Raw genomic sequence first — 19,242 nt, 5'->3', positions numbered from 1 at the left:
AGATATTTTTATTTCTTTTAATCGTGCTGAAAGAATTCGCCATATAAGGCTGCCACAGACCTATCAGCCTCATCCTGAGCAACACCAAACATAATTGAAATCTCTGATGCGCCTTGGTTAATCATTTGAAGTCTAATACCGGCCTGAGCTAAAGCCTTAGTTGCCTTAGCCATGATACCGATTGTGTCATGCATTCCTTCTCCTACCACCATCACAACTGCATAATCATGGATCATGTGCATTTCGTCTGGATGAATTGCTGTCTGGAGTTCAGACATTAGTGATTGCTCTAATTCAGGAGTTAAATTGTCTTCAGACATGATGATTGTAATATCGTCAATTCCAGACGGCATGTGTTCGTAACTGATGTTGAATTTGTACAATACATCCAACACCTTACGGGTAAAACCGACCTCTTTATTCAATAAATATTTACTAATATAAAGGCCACAGAAATGTTTTGAAGCTGTAATACCGCGAACTGGATATTCCTTATTCGGTTTGATTCGTGCTGATATGATTGTTCCAGGAGCTTCAGGGTGGTTGGTATTACGAACGTTGACCGCAATGTCTCCTTGAATTGCAGGAATTAATGCTTCATCATGGAAGACCGAAAATCCTGCATATGATAATTCACGCATTTCTCGGAACGTCATATGAGCGATGGCGTGGGGGTGCGAGACGATGTTTGGGTTAACCGAGTAGATGGCATCAACATCGGTAAAGTTCTCATATAAGTCAGCATTTAGGCCACGAGACATCACTGCTCCTGTGATGTCTGATCCACCACGTGAAAATGTGCATATCGCACCTTCTTCGTTGTAAGCGAAAAAGCCAGGTACTACTAGAACATTAGCGTTGTTCTGCCATTTACGCATGTTTGCATAACTTTCAGGTAGAATCTGGGCGTCATCCGGGACGTCGGTAACTACCATACCTGCGTCCTTTGGATCAAGATACTGAGCTGCAATGCCAACGATATTAAATACACGAGCGATTAATTGCGCATTTAATTTTTCACCATGGGCTTTAAATGCCGCCATCAGGTATGTATTGTTTTTATATTTTTTGAGGGGAAGATTCAAGATTGCCCGTTTAATTGGTGCAAATTCTTCGGGTGTTAATGAGAACCCAAGTGCTATTTCCTGATATCGCGAAATAATTTCTCCCTGAATTTTTTCGTAATCACTACCTGAGATAACGTGTTCCGCATAACGAATTAGCAGGTCAGTTACCTTGGTATCAGCAGGATTGCGTTTCCCGGGTGCCGATACGACCACACAGCGTCTTGCTGGGTCATCTTTTACAATATCAATTACTTTTTTTAATTGTTGACTACTAGCTAATGAGCTTCCGCCAAATTTAATAACCTTCACGATTCACTCTCTCCTTTTCGTTAATTAACATCATAGCAAACAGGCGGCGTAGTTACAATTCTGTGGAACCGATTTTTTTAATCAAAATTTCATTTTTTAAATTTGGTTTGTATTTTTAACTGAAGTAACGTATCATTATTTAACATGTGAGACATCGGTTTTAATGTAGTTGAACCACCGCTTATTTGGTGAATAATCGACGATTTTTTTCCTGCCGGGATGGTATACAAGGTAGTGAGATGTAGATGGAGGATTTGTATTGGATTTTCGACTAACAGATGGTGTTGAGTTACATATTATCAAAACATCACAGTTCAAAAATAACCAAATTATTGTCAACTTTGGGACACCTCAAACTGCTGATAACACGACAGCTAGGAGTTTACTTGGAGACCTGCTTGAAACCAGTACCCATAAATATCCTACGCAAACGGCATTAGCAAGACAGTTGTCACGGCTATATGGTGCTGACGTTGGAACTGGAGTAGCACGAATTGGGACGATGCATACAGTTCGATTAAAAGCTCGTTTTATTAATGATCAGTATGCGTTTGATGGTTTATTGGATCGAACGATTGATTTAATTCATGAAATGCTGTTTAATCCACTAATTGATAATGGTTCGTTTGATGAACCAACCTTTAACCTACAAAAAGCTAATCTTTATAGTGCAATTAAATCTTTAGATGATGACAAGCAGTACTACGCTGCAACTAAGCTTCGTCAACTTTACTTTGATAAAAATTCTGTTATGCAGATTCCCAGCTTTGGTAGGCTAGACGATCTTGAATCGTTAACTGCCGAAAAATTAGTTGAAGTCTATCATAATATGGTTAGTCACGACAAAATTAATATTGTGGTTTTAGGTGATGTTGATGAAAATCACGTAATCGACCAGTTTAAACAGTTTGAATTCGCACCCCGTCATTTTGATAATGATAAGTTGATGTATCGTCAGGAACCAAAAGATGAGGCTGTTAACGAAGAAGAGACTCAAGCGTTGAACCAATCAAAGCTAAACTTGGCATATGAGTTGCCAGTTTGTTTTTTGGATAAAGACCACTACGCTGCTGTTGTAATGAACGGTATTTTAGGCGGGTCACCTCTGTCTAAATTATTTGTAAATGTACGAGAAAAGGAAAGTTTGGCTTATTATGCATCGAGCCAATATCATAGTTTTAGTGGGATGTTATCAATTCAAACTGGTATTCAAAACGTTAATTATGATCGTGCACGTACGCTAATTAAAGAGCAGATTGATGATATCATTGCTGGTAAATTTAGTGATGAATTGATGCGAGAAGTTAAAGAAGGATTAGTAAATCAATACAAAACCAGTTTGGACACGGCTGGTAACATTGTTGAACGGAAGCTGACGGATTCATTATTACATCAGGAACCAGATGATGTAGTTGAAAAAGTTAATCAAGTCACGAGTGCAGATGTGGTGAGAGTTGCGTCTAAACTAAAGCTGCAGGCAGTGTATTATTTAAATGGAGATTTGAAAAATGAATGAGCACTCGTATTCAAAGTACGATGAAACAATTTATGATGAAACGTTAGAAAATGGGCTGGTTGTCCAAGTTTTACCGAAAAAATATTTTCATAAAACATATGCAATTTTAACTGTTGATTATGGTTCGATAGATCAGACGTTTGTGCCTACCGGCAGTGATGAGGTTGTCACGGTACCTGATGGAGTTGCACATTTTTTGGAACATAAAATGTTTGAAAAAATTGATCATGATGCATTTGATTTATTTGGAGAATTAGGTGCAGATTCCAATGCATTTACTAGTTTTACTCAAACTAGCTACCTATTTTCAACGACGGAACACATTCACGAAAGTTTGGATGTGTTGCTTGATTTTGTCCAACAACCATATTTTTCTTCTCAGACTGTTCAAAAAGAGAAGGGCATCATTGGCCAAGAAATCAAGATGTATGATGATGATCCCAATTGGAGACTTTATTTCGGGATGCTTGGTAATCTTTATCCCCATGATCCAATGCATGTTGATATTGCTGGAAGCGTGGAATCAATCGATAAAATCAGCTCGGAGACACTGTATTCAACATATGACACGTTCTATCAGCCACATAATATGAATCTATTCATTGTTGGCAACGTTGATCCCGCAGAAGCTATTGAATGCGTTAAAGACAATCAAAGTAAGAAACATTTTGATGAACCAAGTAATCCTGAAGTCAGATTTGAATTAAACGACCCAAGCGGAAAGGATGTCATTCCTTTCAGAACCTTGGAGATGGATGTTACTAGGCCCAAAGTGATGGTTGGTGTTCGTGGATTAGAACAAATTGCGGCAGGTGAAGCGGGACTTAGATATCGGCTTGGGGTAGAACTATTGCTTGATATCTTATTTGACGATACCGTAGATAATTATTTACGCCTATATAATAACGAAATTATTGATGATTCTTTCAGCTACAATTTTGAAATGCAAAGAGGTTTTCATTTTGCGTATTTCAGTAGTGATACTGATCATATTGAACGATTTGCTGATGAAATCATTGGTATTTTGGAGAGTGCGCATCAGCAAATCGAGGCGGCTGCTTCACAATTTGACAATATTAAGCGTGCCATGCTTGGCAGAATGATTGCATTACTTGACTCACCTGAAGCAATCGCCAATAGATATGCAGGTAAATTGTTTGGTGGAACTAATCTACTTGATGAAATTACAGTTCTAGAATCAATTAAGATTGATGATCTATATGTAATTGCAAAAGAATTCATTCAATCACAGGGAATTTCTGTTTACCAAGTTGTTCCACGGCATTCAAATTAAGCTAAATTTAAATAATTAATGGCTGAAATATGCTATACTGTCGACGGCGTACACAAGATAAAAGTATTGGAGAAATAGTGTTCATGGCAGAAGAAAATTCTAAAATTGAAATTGGAAAGAAATTACGTAATGCGCGCGTATCCATGGGGTATACGTTAGACGACCTTCAAAAGGCAACTAAGATTCAAAAGAGATACTTAATTGCAATTGAAGATGAAAATTTTAATGAGTTGCCTGGAGATTTTTATGTTCGTGCATTCGTTAAGCAATACGCAGACACTGTTCAACTAAACGGGGATGAGTTGCTGCGTGACTACGACGATGAATTACCCAAAAGTAAGTCAACAGAGTATTCGGAACACATGTCACGTGCAATTGAGACACGGGCGGGACAAACGAGGAAAAATACCGATTCCCTTGACCGAGTTCGTCAATATTTGCCGACAATTATTATTGCCGTTGTAATTCTTGTTATTTTGGGTGTGATTTGGTTAACCGCCTTGCATGGGCGTAGTTCAAGTTCTGATAACAACAATATTGACAGTAGCTCAGTATCTGTATCTGGTGAAAGTAGTCAAAAGAGTAGTAAAACGAGCAGTAAAAATTCTTCTTCGACGAAGGAATCAACCTCTTCGAAGAGTAGTAAGCTGAGCTTGAATGCAACTTCACAGACATCTAGTGCTGCTGTATTCACAGTTAAAGGTGCTAGTTCAAGTGATCTAAAATTAAAGATTACGCCGACTAAGCGTGCGTGGATATCGGTCACAACTGATGGTACGCCTCAACTAAGTCAGACATTGAGTGCTAATGAGTCCCAGACCGTTAAAATTAGTTCATCCGCCAAAAAGGTTGTTATCTCCCTTGGAAACGCTCAATACACAACATTGAAATTGAATGGTAAGACTATTAACGCTACTAAAGATAATGAGTATCCAAACGTCAGCAAGGTTACTTTGAACTTAAATGGTTCTACATCTTCGACGACTAGTTCAAGTTCATCAAGTGCAAGTTCATCAAGTGCAGGTTCATCTTCTAGTACACAATCAAATTAATGGGAATAATGAGGAGGCTTTTTTTTGAATTTACCAAATAAATTAACTGTCATGCGTTTATGCATAGTGCCATTTTTCCTACTATTACTGGTTTTGCCACTTAATTGGGGAAGCGTTACATTTGGTGGAGCAACCATCCCAGTTGCTGAATTGATAGCGGCAGTTTTGTTTATTATTGCTTGTATTACTGATAATTTAGATGGGCACATTGCCCGTAAAAATCATCTGGTTACTAATTTCGGCAAGTTTGCTGATCCTTTAGCTGATAAAATTTTAGTGATGACGGCATTTATTGTGTTGACGTCAATGGGTGTTGTTCCAGCTTGGGTATCGGTTGTGATTATATGGCGTGAGCTTGCAGTTACCGGACTTAGACTGTTAATTGTTGAGACTAATGGGGAAGTTATGGCAGCAAAAATGCCAGGCAAAATCAAAACCGTTAGCCAGTTTATCGCAATTTCGTTTTTACTTCTTCACAATGTTTTCTTTGCATGGGCTAATATTCCTTTTGGTCAAATCATGCTGTATATTTGCTTGTTCTTCACTGTTTATTCCGGGATCGATTACTTTATTAAGGGTCGATCGGTGTTTTCAGATGGATTAAAATAATTTTTACTTTAGAGGATGGATGACGCTGAGCGGCAATCCTTCCTTTTTTTGTTTTTAGAGGTAGAATTTAAGTTGTCTCGTAATTATTATTTAGGAGGGCAAATAATGCAGGGAGAAATAATCACTGTTGGTACAGAATTACTGCTTGGTAAAATTAACAATACTAACGCCACCTATTTGGCACGTCAAATGGCTGATTTGGGAATCGATACCCATTATCAGACGGTTATTGGAGATAATATTAATAGGATTTCTGAAACACTAAAAAAGTCACTTAATAGGGCAGATATCGTCATTTTATGTGGTGGCCTTGGCCCGACAACCGATGATCAGACAAAAGAAGGAGTCGCTAAAGCACTGAATGTAAGGCTACTAACAGATGCGTCTCAAATGGCCAAAATAACCAATTATTTTGATAAACAGAAACGTGTGATGGTAGACACAAATCGTAAACAAGCTGAATATTTGGATGGTGCTATGATTCTTCAGAATCCAGCTGGGTTGGCAATTGGGGATTTTTATATAAATGAAAATGGTGCAGATGTTGTCGTTTTACCAGGACCTCCGGTAGAAATGAAGGCAATGTTTGAAACTGCGTTAAAGTCTGCGTTGATAAAGCAGTATTCATTGAATACGCATATAGTTTCTAGATCGTTGTACTTTGCAGGAATTTCCGAATCTGAGTTAATGGATGGTGCGGAAAAAATTGCAATGGCGACACCTTTAATTTCAATTGGTTCCTACTCACAAGCTCATGCCATTGAAATAAGATTGACTGCCACGAATGCGTCAATGAATAATGAAATTACCTCAATTGAGCGGCAGCTAATAAACAAATATGCTAATTTCTATTTAAGTGATGATGCAAAAGATAATTTAGCACAGTTGGTTGTCGACAAATTAAAGGAGCATCAGCAAACCATCACTGCGGCTGAAAGTTTGACGGCTGGGTTATTTCAGGCAACGATTTGTACAATTAGTGGTGCGTCAAACGTGTTTAATGGTGGATTTGTGACCTACGCTAATGATGTAAAGGAAAAAATACTAGGCATAGATCACTCCATTATTTCGGAATATGGAGTTGTTAGCGAACCCGTTGCTATCGAGATGGCTGAAAGAAGTCGTCAAATTATGGATGCCGATTATGGTGTTTCTTTTACTGGTGTAGCAGGACCAGATAGTTTGGAGAACCAAGTTCCTGGAACTGTCTGGGTTGGTATTTCAAAAAAAGATGGACACACCATTACTAAGCAACTTTCACTACCGGCCACCGATGATCGACAAACGATTAGAGAAAAAAGTGTTTGGCAAGTATTGTACTTACTTTATTTAGAATTAAAATGAAAAATACGAACTTTTGTTCGACTTTCTCTTGATTTTTGAAACATAACTGATATTATTGATGAAGGATAAAGCTTCTATTTTAAGGAGGAACTCAATTGGCTGATGAACGTAAGGCAGCGCTTGATGCTGCCCTAAGAAAAATTGAAAAAAATTTCGGTAAGGGGTCCATTATGAGAATGGGCGACCAAGCTGATATGCAAATCGCCACAGTTTCCAGCGGCTCGTTGGCATTAGATGATGCGTTGGGTGTCGGAGGATACCCTCGTGGACGAATTGTTGAAATGTATGGCCCTGAAAGTTCAGGTAAAACGACGGTTGCCTTGCATGCAGTCGCTGAAGTACAGCATCAAGGTGGCACAGCTGCGTACATTGATGCCGAGAATGCATTGGATCCTCAATATGCTGAGGCACTTGGAGTAAATATTGATGATTTACTGTTGTCTCAACCAGATACGGGTGAAGAAGGACTTGAAATTGCGGATGCACTGATTACTAGTGGCGCAGTTGATATTGTTGTTGTTGATTCGGTCGCAGCCTTAGTGCCACGTGCTGAAATTGAAGGTGAGATGGGGGATGCGCATGTTGGGCTGCAAGCTCGATTAATGTCTCAAGCACTTCGTAAACTTTCAGGATCAATCAATAAGACTAAAACAATTGCAATTTTCATTAACCAAATTCGTGAAAAAGTTGGTGTTATGTTCGGTAATCCTGAAACAACACCCGGAGGCCGCGCACTTAAGTTTTATTCAACGATTAGACTAGAAATTCGTCGCGCTGAACAAATTAAAGACGGCACCGATGTTGTTGGTAACCGAACTAAAATAAAGGTTGTTAAGAACAAGGTTGCGCCTCCGTTCCGTCGTGCTGAAGTTGATATTATGTATGGTCATGGGATTTCTAAGACTGGTGAACTGCTAGACATGGCCGTTGAAAAAGATTTGGTTAATAAGAGTGGTGCCTGGTACTCATACGGGGATGATCGAATTGGTCAAGGTCGCGAAAATGCAAAACAGTATTTAGCGGATCACCCAGATACAATGGACGAATTAATGAACAAAGTTCGTGTTGCGTACGGCATGGATGCCGATACCACTGTTGAATCGGATCCGAGTGAATTAAATCTTGATGACGCAGAGAGCTAAAAAAGATAAACGGTTGGCAAGTTATTAATTGCTAACTGTTTTTTTGTAGCAATTGAATTGACAATTAGTTGACATGATTTACAAGCAATATTAGAATTGGTACAGTGTAAATAATCAATTAACACGTTAAATTAAAAAGATTATTTGACCAACAGCAATTTTATAGTTGATGCGGAGGTGAAAAAGTGAATGCAATTAGCATAATTCTCGCCGTGATCGCTATTGTTGTCGGAGTGATTGTGGGCTACATGGTTAAAAAGACTTCGTATGAACGACAAGTTAACCAGGCTCGCAATAGTGCCGAAGGAATTATCTCTGATGCGAAAAAAGAAGCTGAGACTGCCAAAAAGGAAGCAATTCTAGAGGCTAAGGAAGAAAGTCATCAGTATCGTGAAGGCGTTGAAGATGAGTTAAAGGGTCGTCGTGCAGAAGTTCAAAAGCAAGAAGACCGGTTATTACAACGTGAAACGACACTTGATCGCAAGGATAATGCCCTTGAAAAACGAGAAAATGCTTTAAGTGTACGTGAAACTAAAATTAGTAAGCACGAGGAGCAAATTCAAAAAGATCAACAACAAGTAACAGAATTAATTGACCAACGCCAGGTGGAATTAGAAAAAGTGGCAGAAATGTCACAAGAGGATGCCAAGAACGAAATCTTGACCGACATGAAGAAACAATTAAAGCATGAACGGGAAGTCATGATCCGTGATAGTGAGCAGGAAGCTGCTGCTTCGGCCGATAAAAAGGCTAAGGATTTGATAGTTAGTGCAATACAACGTAGTGCAGCTGATATGGTTTCAGAGACCACAGTATCCGTTGTTACACTACCAAACGATGATATGAAAGGGCGCATTATTGGTCGAGAGGGTCGCAACATTAGGACCCTTGAAACACTGACTGGAATTGATTTGATTATTGATGATACTCCAGAGGCCGTTGTATTAAGCGGCTTTGATCCCATTCGTCGTGAAATTGCCAAGATTGCTCTTGAAAAACTAATTCAAGATGGCCGTATTCATCCGGCACGTATTGAGGAGACCGTTGAAAAGGCTCAAAAAGAGATGGATCAGCAATTACGTGAAACTGGTGAACAGACTGTCTTTGATTTAGGAGTTCATTCCATTCATCCAGATTTAATTAAGATCATTGGTCGGATGAAGTACCGGACCAGTTATGGTCAGAACGTGTTGGATCACTCAATTGAAGTTGCTAAGTTAGCAGGAATATTAGCTGCTGAACTTGGCGAAGATGTTACATTAGCTAAGCGCGCGGGGTTATTACACGATATTGGTAAAGCAGTTGATCATGAAGTAGAAGGTTCACACGTTGAACTTGGGGTAGAGTTAACCACTAAGTATAAGGAAAATCCAGTTGTAATTAACACAATTGCATCTCACCATGGTGATGTTGAACCAGAATCAGTTATTGCTGTGTTAGTGGCAACGGCTGATGCAATTTCTGGTGCACGACCAGGTGCTAGAAGTGAGTCCTTAGAAAATTACATCCAACGGTTGAAACAGCTAGAAAGCATTGCAAACCGTCATAAGGGTGTTGATCATAGTTACGCGATCCAAGCTGGACGAGAAGTTCGGGTCATTGTTAAGCCAAAGACGATTTCTGATTTACAAGCTACAGAATTATCGCATGATATTAAGCAAGAAATTGAAAAAGAACTTGAATATCCTGGTCACATTAAAGTTACCGTTATTCGTGAAGTTCGAGCTGTAGATTATGCAAAATAAGGGTTGAAAGGGGTGAGAACCTCTTTCAATCCTTATTTGTTATTAAATACTGAAAGTGCTAAATAACTAAAATTTAAGTCAAAACGTGGTAAAATTGTTGTATTAATTTTGTGGGGTGAAGTAAGTGGCACAAGCGACGAAAGAGACACCAATGATGAAGCAGTATCAAGCAGTTAAGGATCAGTACCCAGACGCGTTCCTGTTTTATCGATTGGGCGATTTCTATGAATTATTTAATGATGATGCGATTAAGGGCTCACAGTTACTTGAGTTAACACTAACCCAAAGAAATAAAAACTCGCAAACTCCAATCCCAATGTGCGGGGTGCCTCACCATGCGGTTCAAAATTATATTGATATATTGATTGACCAGGGATATAAAGTTGCTGTTTGCGAACAGATGGAAGATCCTAAATTAGCAAAGGGAATGGTCAAAAGAGAGGTAACGCGATTAGTAACGCCAGGAACGCAAATGGATATGTCTGGCGAACAAGCAAAAGATAATAATTACCTGACTGCTCTGGTGATTGAGGACCAAAGTTATGCCTTGGCATACACGGACTTATCAACTGGTGAATTAAAAACTAGTGTGTTAGACAATCGTGACTCGCTTATTAACGAAATGATTAACCTCAGAACTAAGGAAGTTGTGGTTGATGATACACTTGAAGATTCATTGTTGAACTTTTTTAACGAACAAGGGATTTTAATATCACATCAAGGTGAAACTGTGCAATCTTCTGAAGTCAGTTACTTAACGCAAGATTTAGATAGTTCGTCTGAAGTTAAGGTTGTTAGTCTATTAGTAACATACTTGACCGTCACACAAAAACGGAGCTTGGCTCATTTGCAACGAGCAGTAGCATATGAACCGTCATATTTTTTGAAGATGGATCATTATTCTAAATATAATTTAGAGTTAACGAATAACATCAGAAGTGGTAAGAAACAAGGAACATTATTGTGGCTTCTTGATGAAACTAAAACTGCAATGGGCGGTCGTCTTCTTAAACAGTGGTTGGATCGCCCGTTACTAGATCGAAAGTCGATTGAAGGACGACAGGATAAAGTTCAGGAGCTACTAGATCACTACTTTGAAAGAAGTAACTTACAAGATGAACTGACAAAGGTGTACGATCTGGAACGTCTGGCTGGTCGAGTAGCATACGGTAGCGTGAACGGCAGGGACCTGATTCAATTAAAAACGTCTTTGCAACAAATACCTAAGGTCCGCTATATTCTGGAATCTCTTAACTCACCGGTTTTTGATGAACTAATGAAACAACTGGACCCACTAGAAGACATTGTTGGCTTGCTAGATCAATCAATTGCGGAGGAACCACCAATCTCTGTAACGGATGGAGGAGTGATCAAGGATCACTATAACGATCGGCTTGATGAATATCGTGATGCAATGAAAAATGGTAAGCAGTGGATTGCTAAACTTGAAGCACAGGAACGGCAAAATACGGGAATCAATAACCTGAAAATTGGGTTTAATCATGTCTTCGGATACTACATTGAGGTCACCAAAGCCAACTTAGATAAGTTACCAGACGATCGCTATGAGCGAAAGCAAACCTTAACCAATGCAGAGCGATTTTCAACGCCAGAACTCAAAGAAAAAGAAACTTTGATTTTAGAGGCCCAGGATAAATCGACTGCCCTCGAATATCAACTCTTTGCTGATGTGCGTGATCAAGTTAAAGAATCAATTGATCGTTTGCAAAGACTGGCTAAACGGGTTGCTGAACTAGATGTATTACAAAGTTTTGCTGTGGTTAGTGAAACGTATCATTTTATTAGGCCAACATATACTAAGTCTCATGATTTAGAAATAACTGAAGGACGACATCCGGTAGTTGAAAAATTCATGGGTCACCAAGAGTATGTTCCAAATGACGTGTCAATGAACCCGAAGACTAATATTCTGTTAATCACTGGGCCTAACATGTCAGGTAAGAGCACCTACATGAGACAGTTAGCCTTGACGGTCATTATGTCTCAAATGGGATGTTTTGTTCCTGCGAAAAAAGCAAAAATGCCAATTTTCGATCAAATATTTACTCGTATTGGAGCTGCTGATGATTTGATTTCTGGTCAAAGTACTTTCATGGTGGAAATGCAGGAAGCAAATAATGCCCTAGTTCACGCGAGTGAAAATAGTCTAATTCTATTTGACGAAATCGGACGTGGAACTGCCACATATGATGGAATGGCTTTAGCACAAGCAATTATTGAGTTTGTTCATAATCGTGTCCACGCAAAGACGTTATTTTCAACGCATTATCATGAATTAACGGTTCTTGAAGATACTTTGGCTGAGTTAAAAAATGTTCACGTCGGTGCGGTCGAAAAAAATGGCGAACTAGTATTTTTGCATAAAGTTGAGGACGGGGCCGCTGATCAATCATACGGTATTCATGTTGCAAAACTAGCTGGCATGCCAGAAACATTACTGAAAAGAGCTAATGAGATTTTAACTGGTTTGGAAAGCAGAGCAGCTTCATTAGATAATCAGCAAGTTCACCATGTAGAATCACAGGCTGAAAATGTTAGTCGAGAAATTGATTTAGAAAAGTCGGATGAGGATCCTAAAGGTAAAACAGAAGCTTCTCAATTAGCGCTTTTTGATCCAGTTGATGTTGACCCAAATGTTGATCAAGTGCTGGATCAGTTAAAACGTCTTAACTTGATGTCCATGACACCAATGGATGTTATGAATAAGATGTATGAGTGGCAACAAAAATTACAATAAATCAAAAAGAAAGGAATTCACTCATGAGTAAAATTCACGAATTAAGCGATGTATTAGCTGATCAAATTGCTGCTGGCGAAGTGATTGAAAGACCGGCATCCATTGTTAAAGAGTTAGTTGAAAATTCACTTGATGCCCACAGCAATCGAATCGATATCATTGTGACTCAGTCAGGGTTAGGCCAAATTAGAATCATTGATGATGGGGACGGAATTTTACCCGATGATGTCGAAATTGCTTTTAAAAGACATGCCACCAGTAAAATTGCTGATCCGCATGATTTATTCAGAATTAAAACATTGGGGTTTCGTGGCGAAGCATTACCAAGTATTGCTTCCGTAGCTGACGTTGTCTTAACGACAGCAGCCGATGATGACAGGGGCACGATGATCCATATTAAAGGTGGAGAGATTCTAAGTACTAAACCGGCTGCTGCGAGGCCAGGAACTGATATCACTGTGAGTGACTTGTTTTTCAATACACCAGCGCGTTTAAAGTACCTGAAGTCACCTCAAACAGAACTAGCACAGATTTCTGATATCATTGATCGACTGGCATTAGCACACGCCGATGTTGCGTTTTCATTTACTCACAATGAAAAAGAGTTATTGCGGACACCTGGTAATGGAAATTTACAACAGGTTATCGCGGCAATTTATGGAATTACAAATGCTAGAAAAATGGTACCGTTCAGCGATGAAGACCCAGATTTTTCAATCAGTGGCTACACTTCGTTTCCTGAGATTACTAGATCATCTCGTCAATATATCTCGATTATTATTAATCATCGGTATATTCGCAATTTTCAGTTAACAAAAGCAATTATTCAGGGGTACGGATCCAAGTTAATGATTGGTCGCTATCCTTTAAGCGTCTTGCTGATTGAATTAGATCCGGTTCTTATAGATGTTAACGTACATCCTGCCAAAAAAGAGGTGCGAATTAGTAAGGAAGGCCAGTTGCAACAGTTGATTGCTGGTGCAATCAGAAAAGTAATGGCACAACAAAATCTGATTCCTGATGTATTGGAAGATATGCCAGCCGCCGATCAAATTGATTTCGGTGCACTGCAACGTGACTTGAACGAAGCATCAACAACGTATGACGGGAGTTCACCACACTTATCGGGAACTGTTCCTGATCCAACAACAGAAGATGAAGCTCAAAGTGATGCAGAAGTTGAACCGATTATTATCACTAATCGAAACCAGTTAAATACACCGATGATGCAGGCATTTGATGCAAAGTATCAAAAAAATGAAGCAATTAATCAGCAAACGACGGACAAACTGGTTAGTGAGGAGCTCGATTTAGCACGTCAAGAACAACAGGATAAACCGCGCTTTCCAAATTTAGAATATTTGGGACAAATGCACGGCACCTTTTTGTTGGCTCAATCTTCCGACGGATTATATGTGGTTGATCAACATGCTGCACAAGAGCGTATTAACTATGAATATTATCGAAAAGCAATTGGAGAAGTTAGTGATGATCAGCAAAATTTGCTTATTCCGCTAGTTCTTGATTATTCGACCACGGACGTTCTAACAATCAGTGACCACCTGGATGTATTAAGTGATGTTGGGTTACATTTGGAGTCGTTTGGACAAAATAGTTTCGTTGTTCATTCACACCCAACGTGGATTAAACAAGGTCAAGAGGAAAGCACAATTCGTGAAATGATTGACTGGATTATTAAAGATGGTCATTTGACAGTTGCTCAATTTAGAGAAAAAACAGCTATCATGATGAGCTGCAAGCGTGCAATTAAAGCCAATCATTACTTGGATGATCAGCAAGCCAAAGCGCTATTAACAAAATTACCAACCTGTGAAAATCCGTTTAATTGTCCTCACGGTAGACCGGTTCTTATTCACTTTGATAACACTGAACTTGAACGAATGTTCAAGCGAATTCAAGATAGCCATGACCCATATGCTGGTGATTTTGACGAGCACGAATTCTAATTGTAATAATGGTTAGGTCGCTGTGTTTTCATATGATACAATTAGAAAGATGCATAAAAAAGGTGGGAATAACCAGTGTTTGAATATTTTGAAGGCTATGTCACAATAGTCAATCCTAGTTTTGTAGTGATTGATGTTAATGGTGTTGGCTACAAGTTAATGACGGCAAATCCATATAGATATCAGGAAAGTCGTGAACAAACCGTTCGAATCTTTGTATACCAAGCGGTTCGTGATAACGATATCGCTTTGTATGGATTCTATGATCAGGAAGAAAAAGAGCTATTTGAAAAACTCATTAATGTTTCTGGTATTGGGCCCAAAAGTGCATTGGCAATTTTAGCAAATACTGATCATAGCGGTCTAATCAATGCTATTGCTGGTAACGATGTTGCTTATTTAACAAAATTCCCGGGAATTGGTAAAAAGACTGCTTCACAAATTATCTTGGACCTGAAGGATAAAATTAAGCAGCTTAATGAACCAGATTTGTTTAATACACCTCAAAAAACTACTAATGATCAGCCTGAATTAGCAGATGCATTGGCAGCATTGAGTGCTCTTGGTTATAGAGAAAAAGAAGTTCAAAAGGTTGCTAAGCAGTTGAGAAAACTTTCAACGACAACTACGGATGATTATCTGAGACAAGGACTGGTAATGCTAACTAAGTAGGAAGGAGGGGACTTGAATGGATGACGATCAAATTATGTCTTCGCAAACCAATGATGAGCAAGAGGAGTCTCTTGAGGTTTCTTTAAGGCCCCGCTTGCTGAGTGAGTATATTGGTCAATCAAGAATTAAACGTGAATTATCGGTATACATCAAGGCTGCCAGTGAACGTGAGGAAGCATTAGATCATGTCTTGCTTTATGGCCCACCTGGATTAGGTAAAACAACTTTGGCGATGGTGATTGCCAATGAAATGCACGTTAATATCAAAACGACTAGTGGACCAGCAATTGAAAAGCCCGGAGATTTAGTTGCACTTTTGAATGAGTTAGAGGCCGGTGATGTGCTATTCATCGATGAAATTCATCGGTTACCTAAAATTGTTGAGGAAATGCTATATTCAGCTATGGAAGATTATTATATCGATATTGTGGTTGGACAGGGACCAACTGCACATCCAGTTCATTTTCCGTTACCACCATTCACACTGATCGGAGCGACAACGCGGGCAGGCGTTTTATCAGCACCATTACGCGATCGCTTTGGTATTGTTGAACATATGAACTATTATGAGCCCGCTGAGTTGGAACAGATTGTTAAGCGAACCGCTGGCATATTTAATGCCGAGATTGAAACGGCTGGGGCAAAGGAGTTAGCTTTGCGCTCACGCGGAACACCCAGAATTGCTAATCGATTATTTAAGCGAGTTCGTGATTTTGCCCAAGTTGGTGGACATGATTCAATTGATAAGGGGATTGTATCGTCTGCGTTAACAATGCTTAGAGTTGATCAACGTGGCTTGGATGAAGTCGATAATAAATTATTGACGACCATTATTAATTACTATGGTGGAGGACCCGTTGGACTAAACACATTAGCGGCTAATATTGGTGAGGAGGCAAATACAATTGCAGAGATGTATGAGCCTTATCTACTTCAAATTGGCTTTTTAAGTAGGACACCGCGCGGACGGGTTGCCACTCAGGCTGCCTATACTCATTTAGGATTAGAATATCCAGATAAAAGAGGAGAAAAATAATGACTGAACTGACTGTTGATGATTTTGACTATGATTTACCACATGAGCTAATTGCTCAGACACCAATTAAGGAACGAGATGCATCTCGTCTATTGGTTTTAGACCACAAAACCGGTGAAATGGAAGACAAACATTTTTATAATATTATTGATCAATTGCATGAAGGCGACGCAGTAGTAATGAATAATTCACGTGTTATGCCTGCACGCCTATATGGCATCAAGCCAGACACTGGCGGTCATGTTGAAGTATTACTACTGAACAACACTGAAGGTGACACATGGGAAACATTAGTAAAGCCTGCCAAAAGAATTCGACCAGGCACGGTAATTAAGTTCGGCGATGGTGAATTAACTGCCACAGTTACGGAAGAACTTGAACATGGTGGCCGCATGATTGAGTTTCATTATGATGGAATTTTCTTGGAAATTTTGGAGAAACTTGGAGAAACACCGTTACCACCATATATCAAGGAAAAGCTTGATGATCCAGAACGTTATCAAACGGTTTATGCTAAGGAGAATGGTTCAGCCGCTGCTCCTACAGCCGGATTACACTGGACTAAGGAGCTATTGCAAAAAGTGGAAGACAAGGGGATTAAACTTGTTTACTTAACTTTACATGTTGGCTTGGGAACGTTCAGACCGGTTGATGAAGAAAAAATTGAAGACCACAAAATGCACAGCGAATTTTATCGGTTGGATGAAGAGTCAGCTAAAGTGTTGAATGACGTTCGGAAGAACGGTGGCAGAATTGTAGCAACAGGTACAACATCAATTCGCACGTTGGAAACAATTGGCACGAAATTCAACGGTGAAATCAAGGCTGATTCAGGCTGGACGGATATTTTTATTAAGCCAGGATATGACTGGAAAGTTGTCGATGCATTTATTACAAACTTTCATTTACCAAAGTCAACATTAGTCATGTTAGTTGCTTCATTTACTGGACGTGATACAATTCTCAATGCGTACAAACACGCGATTGAAGAAAAGTATCGTTTCTTTAGTTTTGGGGATGCAATGTTTATCAAGTAATATTACGAAGGGTAGGAATGTATGGAACCAGCAGTAAAATATCGTTTAATCAAGAAGGACAAGCATACTGGTGCTCGTGCGGGTGAATTGATTACACCGCACGGAACCTTCAAGACACCCATGTTTATGCCGGTTGGCACGCAAGCAACTGTCAAAAGTATTGCTCCAGAGGAACTTGATGAGATGGGTGCCGGTGTTATTTTGGCCAACACCTACCATTTGTGGCTTCAACCTGGGGAAAAATTGGTAGAAGAAGCCGGTGGACTGCATAAATTTATGAATTGGGATAAGGGCATTTTGACTGATTCAGGAGGTTTCCAGGTCTTTTCACTGGCTGAGCATCGTAACATTAAGGAAGATGGTGTTCGGTTTAGAGATCCAGTTAGCGGATCTACCATGTTTTTGTCGCCGGAAAAGGCCATTCAAATTGAAAATGCTCTCGGTCCAGATATTATGATGAGCTTTGATGAGTGCCCGCCGTATTTTGAAACGTACGATTACATTAAAGCATCCGTTGAGCGCACTAGTAGGTGGGCGGAACGTGGACTGAAGGCTCATCAGAATCCGGACTGGCAGGGCTTGTTCGGAATTGTTCAGGGCGCTGGATTTAAGAAACTTCGTCAGCAAAGTGCACACGATTTGGTTAGCATGGACTTTCCCGGATATTCCGTAGGTGGCTTGTCTGTTGGCGAATCAAAAGAAGAGATGAATCGGGTTCTTGAGATGACCACACCGTTCCTACCAGAGGATAAGCCCCGTTATCTTATGGGAGTTGGGACTGCCGATTCACTGATTGATGGTGTCATGCGCGGAATCGACATGTTTGACTGTGTCTTACCGACTAGAATTGCAAGAAATGGTACTTGTATGACTTCTCACGGACGATTGGTTGTCAAAAATGCAGAATATGCACATGATTTTAATCCGATCGATCCTGAATGTAATTGTTACGCGTGCCGTAATTACAGTAGAGCTTATATTCGTCATTTACTTCATGTGAACGAAACATTTGGATTAAGGCTTACTAGTTACCACAACTTATACTTCTTAATTCATTTGATGCAAGATTTGCGCGAAGCTATTTTGGAAGATCGTGTCCTCGATTTTCGTGAGATGGTATTTGAAAAATATGGCTTTAACAAGGAAAACGCCAGAAATTTCTAATCCATTGGCAATTTAGTGTGATTTTTGATACAGTTATAGTTAGCAAATTTGAAAGGGTGTCAATGTAGATGAACTACTCAGGAATTATTGTTATTGTAGGTATGATTGCCATCATGTATTTCTTGATGATCAGACCTCAACAGAGACAAAGAAAGCAACACCAAGATATGGTTAGTCAGTTATCAAAGGGCGATGAAGTGATTACAATTGGTCGTCTTCATGGTGTCGTTGATGAAGTTAACTCAGCCAAACGCACAGTTACATTAGACTGTGAAGGTATTTACCTTACTTTTGATTTAAGTGCTATTGCATCAGTTGTTAGACCTGATGCCAACCAGCCAGCAACTACCACTCCAGTCGCTGAATCAGAATCTGCTGAAGAAACAAGTGAATCAGCTGATGATTTTTCTGAGGAAAGTGCTGATGATGCAGCTAGCGATGATGCTGAATCAAAGGACGAAGAAGCTAAGTAATTAAATTAAAAACACAGGTTGATTTCATTGACTGAAATCGGGCTGTGTTTTTTTGAC

At 39.5% G+C, this 19,242-nt stretch carries 15 protein-coding genes; 14 read left to right on the top strand and 1 reads right to left on the bottom strand.

What is annotated here, in order from left to right; all coding sequences use genetic code 11:
• Positions 1-17 precede the first annotated feature (17 nt).
• On the bottom strand, positions 18-1,376 hold the full coding sequence (locus tag FD16_RS00205) for an aspartate kinase (RefSeq protein ID WP_010622795.1): 1,359 nt from the start codon (positions 1,374-1,376) through the stop codon (positions 18-20).
• Positions 1,377-1,635: 259 nt separating this feature from the next.
• Here FD16_RS00205 and yfmF point away from each other — a divergent pair, with 259 nt between their 5' ends.
• From yfmF to yajC, 14 genes are all read left to right on the top strand, one after another.
• Entirely contained in the window at positions 1,636-2,892 is a 1,257-nt protein-coding gene (gene yfmF, locus FD16_RS00200) for an EF-P 5-aminopentanol modification-associated protein YfmF (protein WP_010622794.1), read from the top strand.
• Positions 2,885-4,186 (top strand): EF-P 5-aminopentanol modification-associated protein YfmH, encoded by a 1,302-nt coding sequence (yfmH, locus tag FD16_RS00195; RefSeq protein ID WP_010622793.1) that lies wholly within the window; start codon positions 2,885-2,887, stop codon positions 4,184-4,186. Before yfmF ends, yfmH begins: the two co-directional genes overlap by 8 nt.
• 83 nt (positions 4,187-4,269) lie before the next feature.
• The gene (locus FD16_RS00190; protein WP_010622792.1) at positions 4,270-5,238 is read left to right on the top strand and encodes a helix-turn-helix domain-containing protein; all 969 of its coding nucleotides are present in this window, start codon (positions 4,270-4,272) and stop codon (positions 5,236-5,238) included.
• Between the two features lie 24 nt (positions 5,239-5,262).
• The gene (gene pgsA / locus FD16_RS00185) at positions 5,263-5,847 is read left to right on the top strand and encodes a CDP-diacylglycerol--glycerol-3-phosphate 3-phosphatidyltransferase (protein WP_010622791.1); all 585 of its coding nucleotides are present in this window, start codon (positions 5,263-5,265) and stop codon (positions 5,845-5,847) included.
• 105 nt (positions 5,848-5,952) lie between these two features.
• Positions 5,953-7,191, top strand: a complete 1,239-nt coding sequence (locus FD16_RS00180; protein ID WP_010622790.1) for a competence/damage-inducible protein A — start codon at positions 5,953-5,955, stop codon at positions 7,189-7,191.
• Between the two features lie 95 nt (positions 7,192-7,286).
• Positions 7,287-8,333, top strand: a complete 1,047-nt coding sequence (gene recA, locus FD16_RS00175; RefSeq protein WP_010622789.1) for a recombinase RecA — start codon at positions 7,287-7,289, stop codon at positions 8,331-8,333.
• Positions 8,334-8,518: 185 nt separating this feature from the next.
• On the top strand, positions 8,519-10,078 hold the full coding sequence (gene rny / locus FD16_RS00170; RefSeq protein WP_010622788.1) for a ribonuclease Y: 1,560 nt from the start codon (positions 8,519-8,521) through the stop codon (positions 10,076-10,078).
• A gap of 151 nt (positions 10,079-10,229) precedes the next feature.
• Complete coding sequence (gene mutS / locus FD16_RS00165) at positions 10,230-12,836, top strand: DNA mismatch repair protein MutS (protein ID WP_033386136.1); 2,607 nt, start codon at positions 10,230-10,232, stop codon at positions 12,834-12,836.
• Positions 12,837-12,859: 23 nt separating this feature from the next.
• Positions 12,860-14,803 carry a DNA mismatch repair endonuclease MutL gene (gene mutL, locus FD16_RS00160; RefSeq protein WP_029508418.1) on the top strand — a complete coding sequence of 648 codons (1,944 nt, stop codon included), beginning with the start codon at positions 12,860-12,862 and terminating at the stop codon, positions 14,801-14,803.
• Between the two features lie 75 nt (positions 14,804-14,878).
• The gene (gene ruvA, locus FD16_RS00155) at positions 14,879-15,475 is read left to right on the top strand and encodes a Holliday junction branch migration protein RuvA (RefSeq protein WP_010622785.1); all 597 of its coding nucleotides are present in this window, start codon (positions 14,879-14,881) and stop codon (positions 15,473-15,475) included.
• A gap of 16 nt (positions 15,476-15,491) precedes the next feature.
• Complete coding sequence (gene ruvB, locus FD16_RS00150; RefSeq protein WP_010622784.1) at positions 15,492-16,511, top strand: Holliday junction branch migration DNA helicase RuvB; 1,020 nt, start codon at positions 15,492-15,494, stop codon at positions 16,509-16,511.
• On the top strand, positions 16,511-17,548 hold the full coding sequence (gene queA, locus FD16_RS00145) for a tRNA preQ1(34) S-adenosylmethionine ribosyltransferase-isomerase QueA (protein ID WP_010622783.1): 1,038 nt from the start codon (positions 16,511-16,513) through the stop codon (positions 17,546-17,548). Before ruvB ends, queA begins: the two co-directional genes overlap by 1 nt.
• 21 nt (positions 17,549-17,569) lie before the next feature.
• Entirely contained in the window at positions 17,570-18,712 is a 1,143-nt protein-coding gene (gene tgt / locus FD16_RS00140; RefSeq protein WP_010622782.1) for a tRNA guanosine(34) transglycosylase Tgt, read from the top strand.
• Positions 18,713-18,780: 68 nt separating this feature from the next.
• Positions 18,781-19,185 carry a preprotein translocase subunit YajC gene (gene yajC, locus FD16_RS00135; protein WP_010622781.1) on the top strand — a complete coding sequence of 135 codons (405 nt, stop codon included), beginning with the start codon at positions 18,781-18,783 and terminating at the stop codon, positions 19,183-19,185.
• The last annotated feature ends 57 nt before the right edge of the window (positions 19,186-19,242 follow it).

The organism is Paucilactobacillus suebicus DSM 5007 = KCTC 3549, assembly GCF_001434475.1.
GTDB classification, from domain to species: Bacteria; Bacillota; Bacilli; order Lactobacillales; family Lactobacillaceae; genus Paucilactobacillus; species Paucilactobacillus suebicus.
Note: the sequence above shows the minus strand (reverse complement) of the source record. Positions and strands in the feature narration are given on the sequence as shown.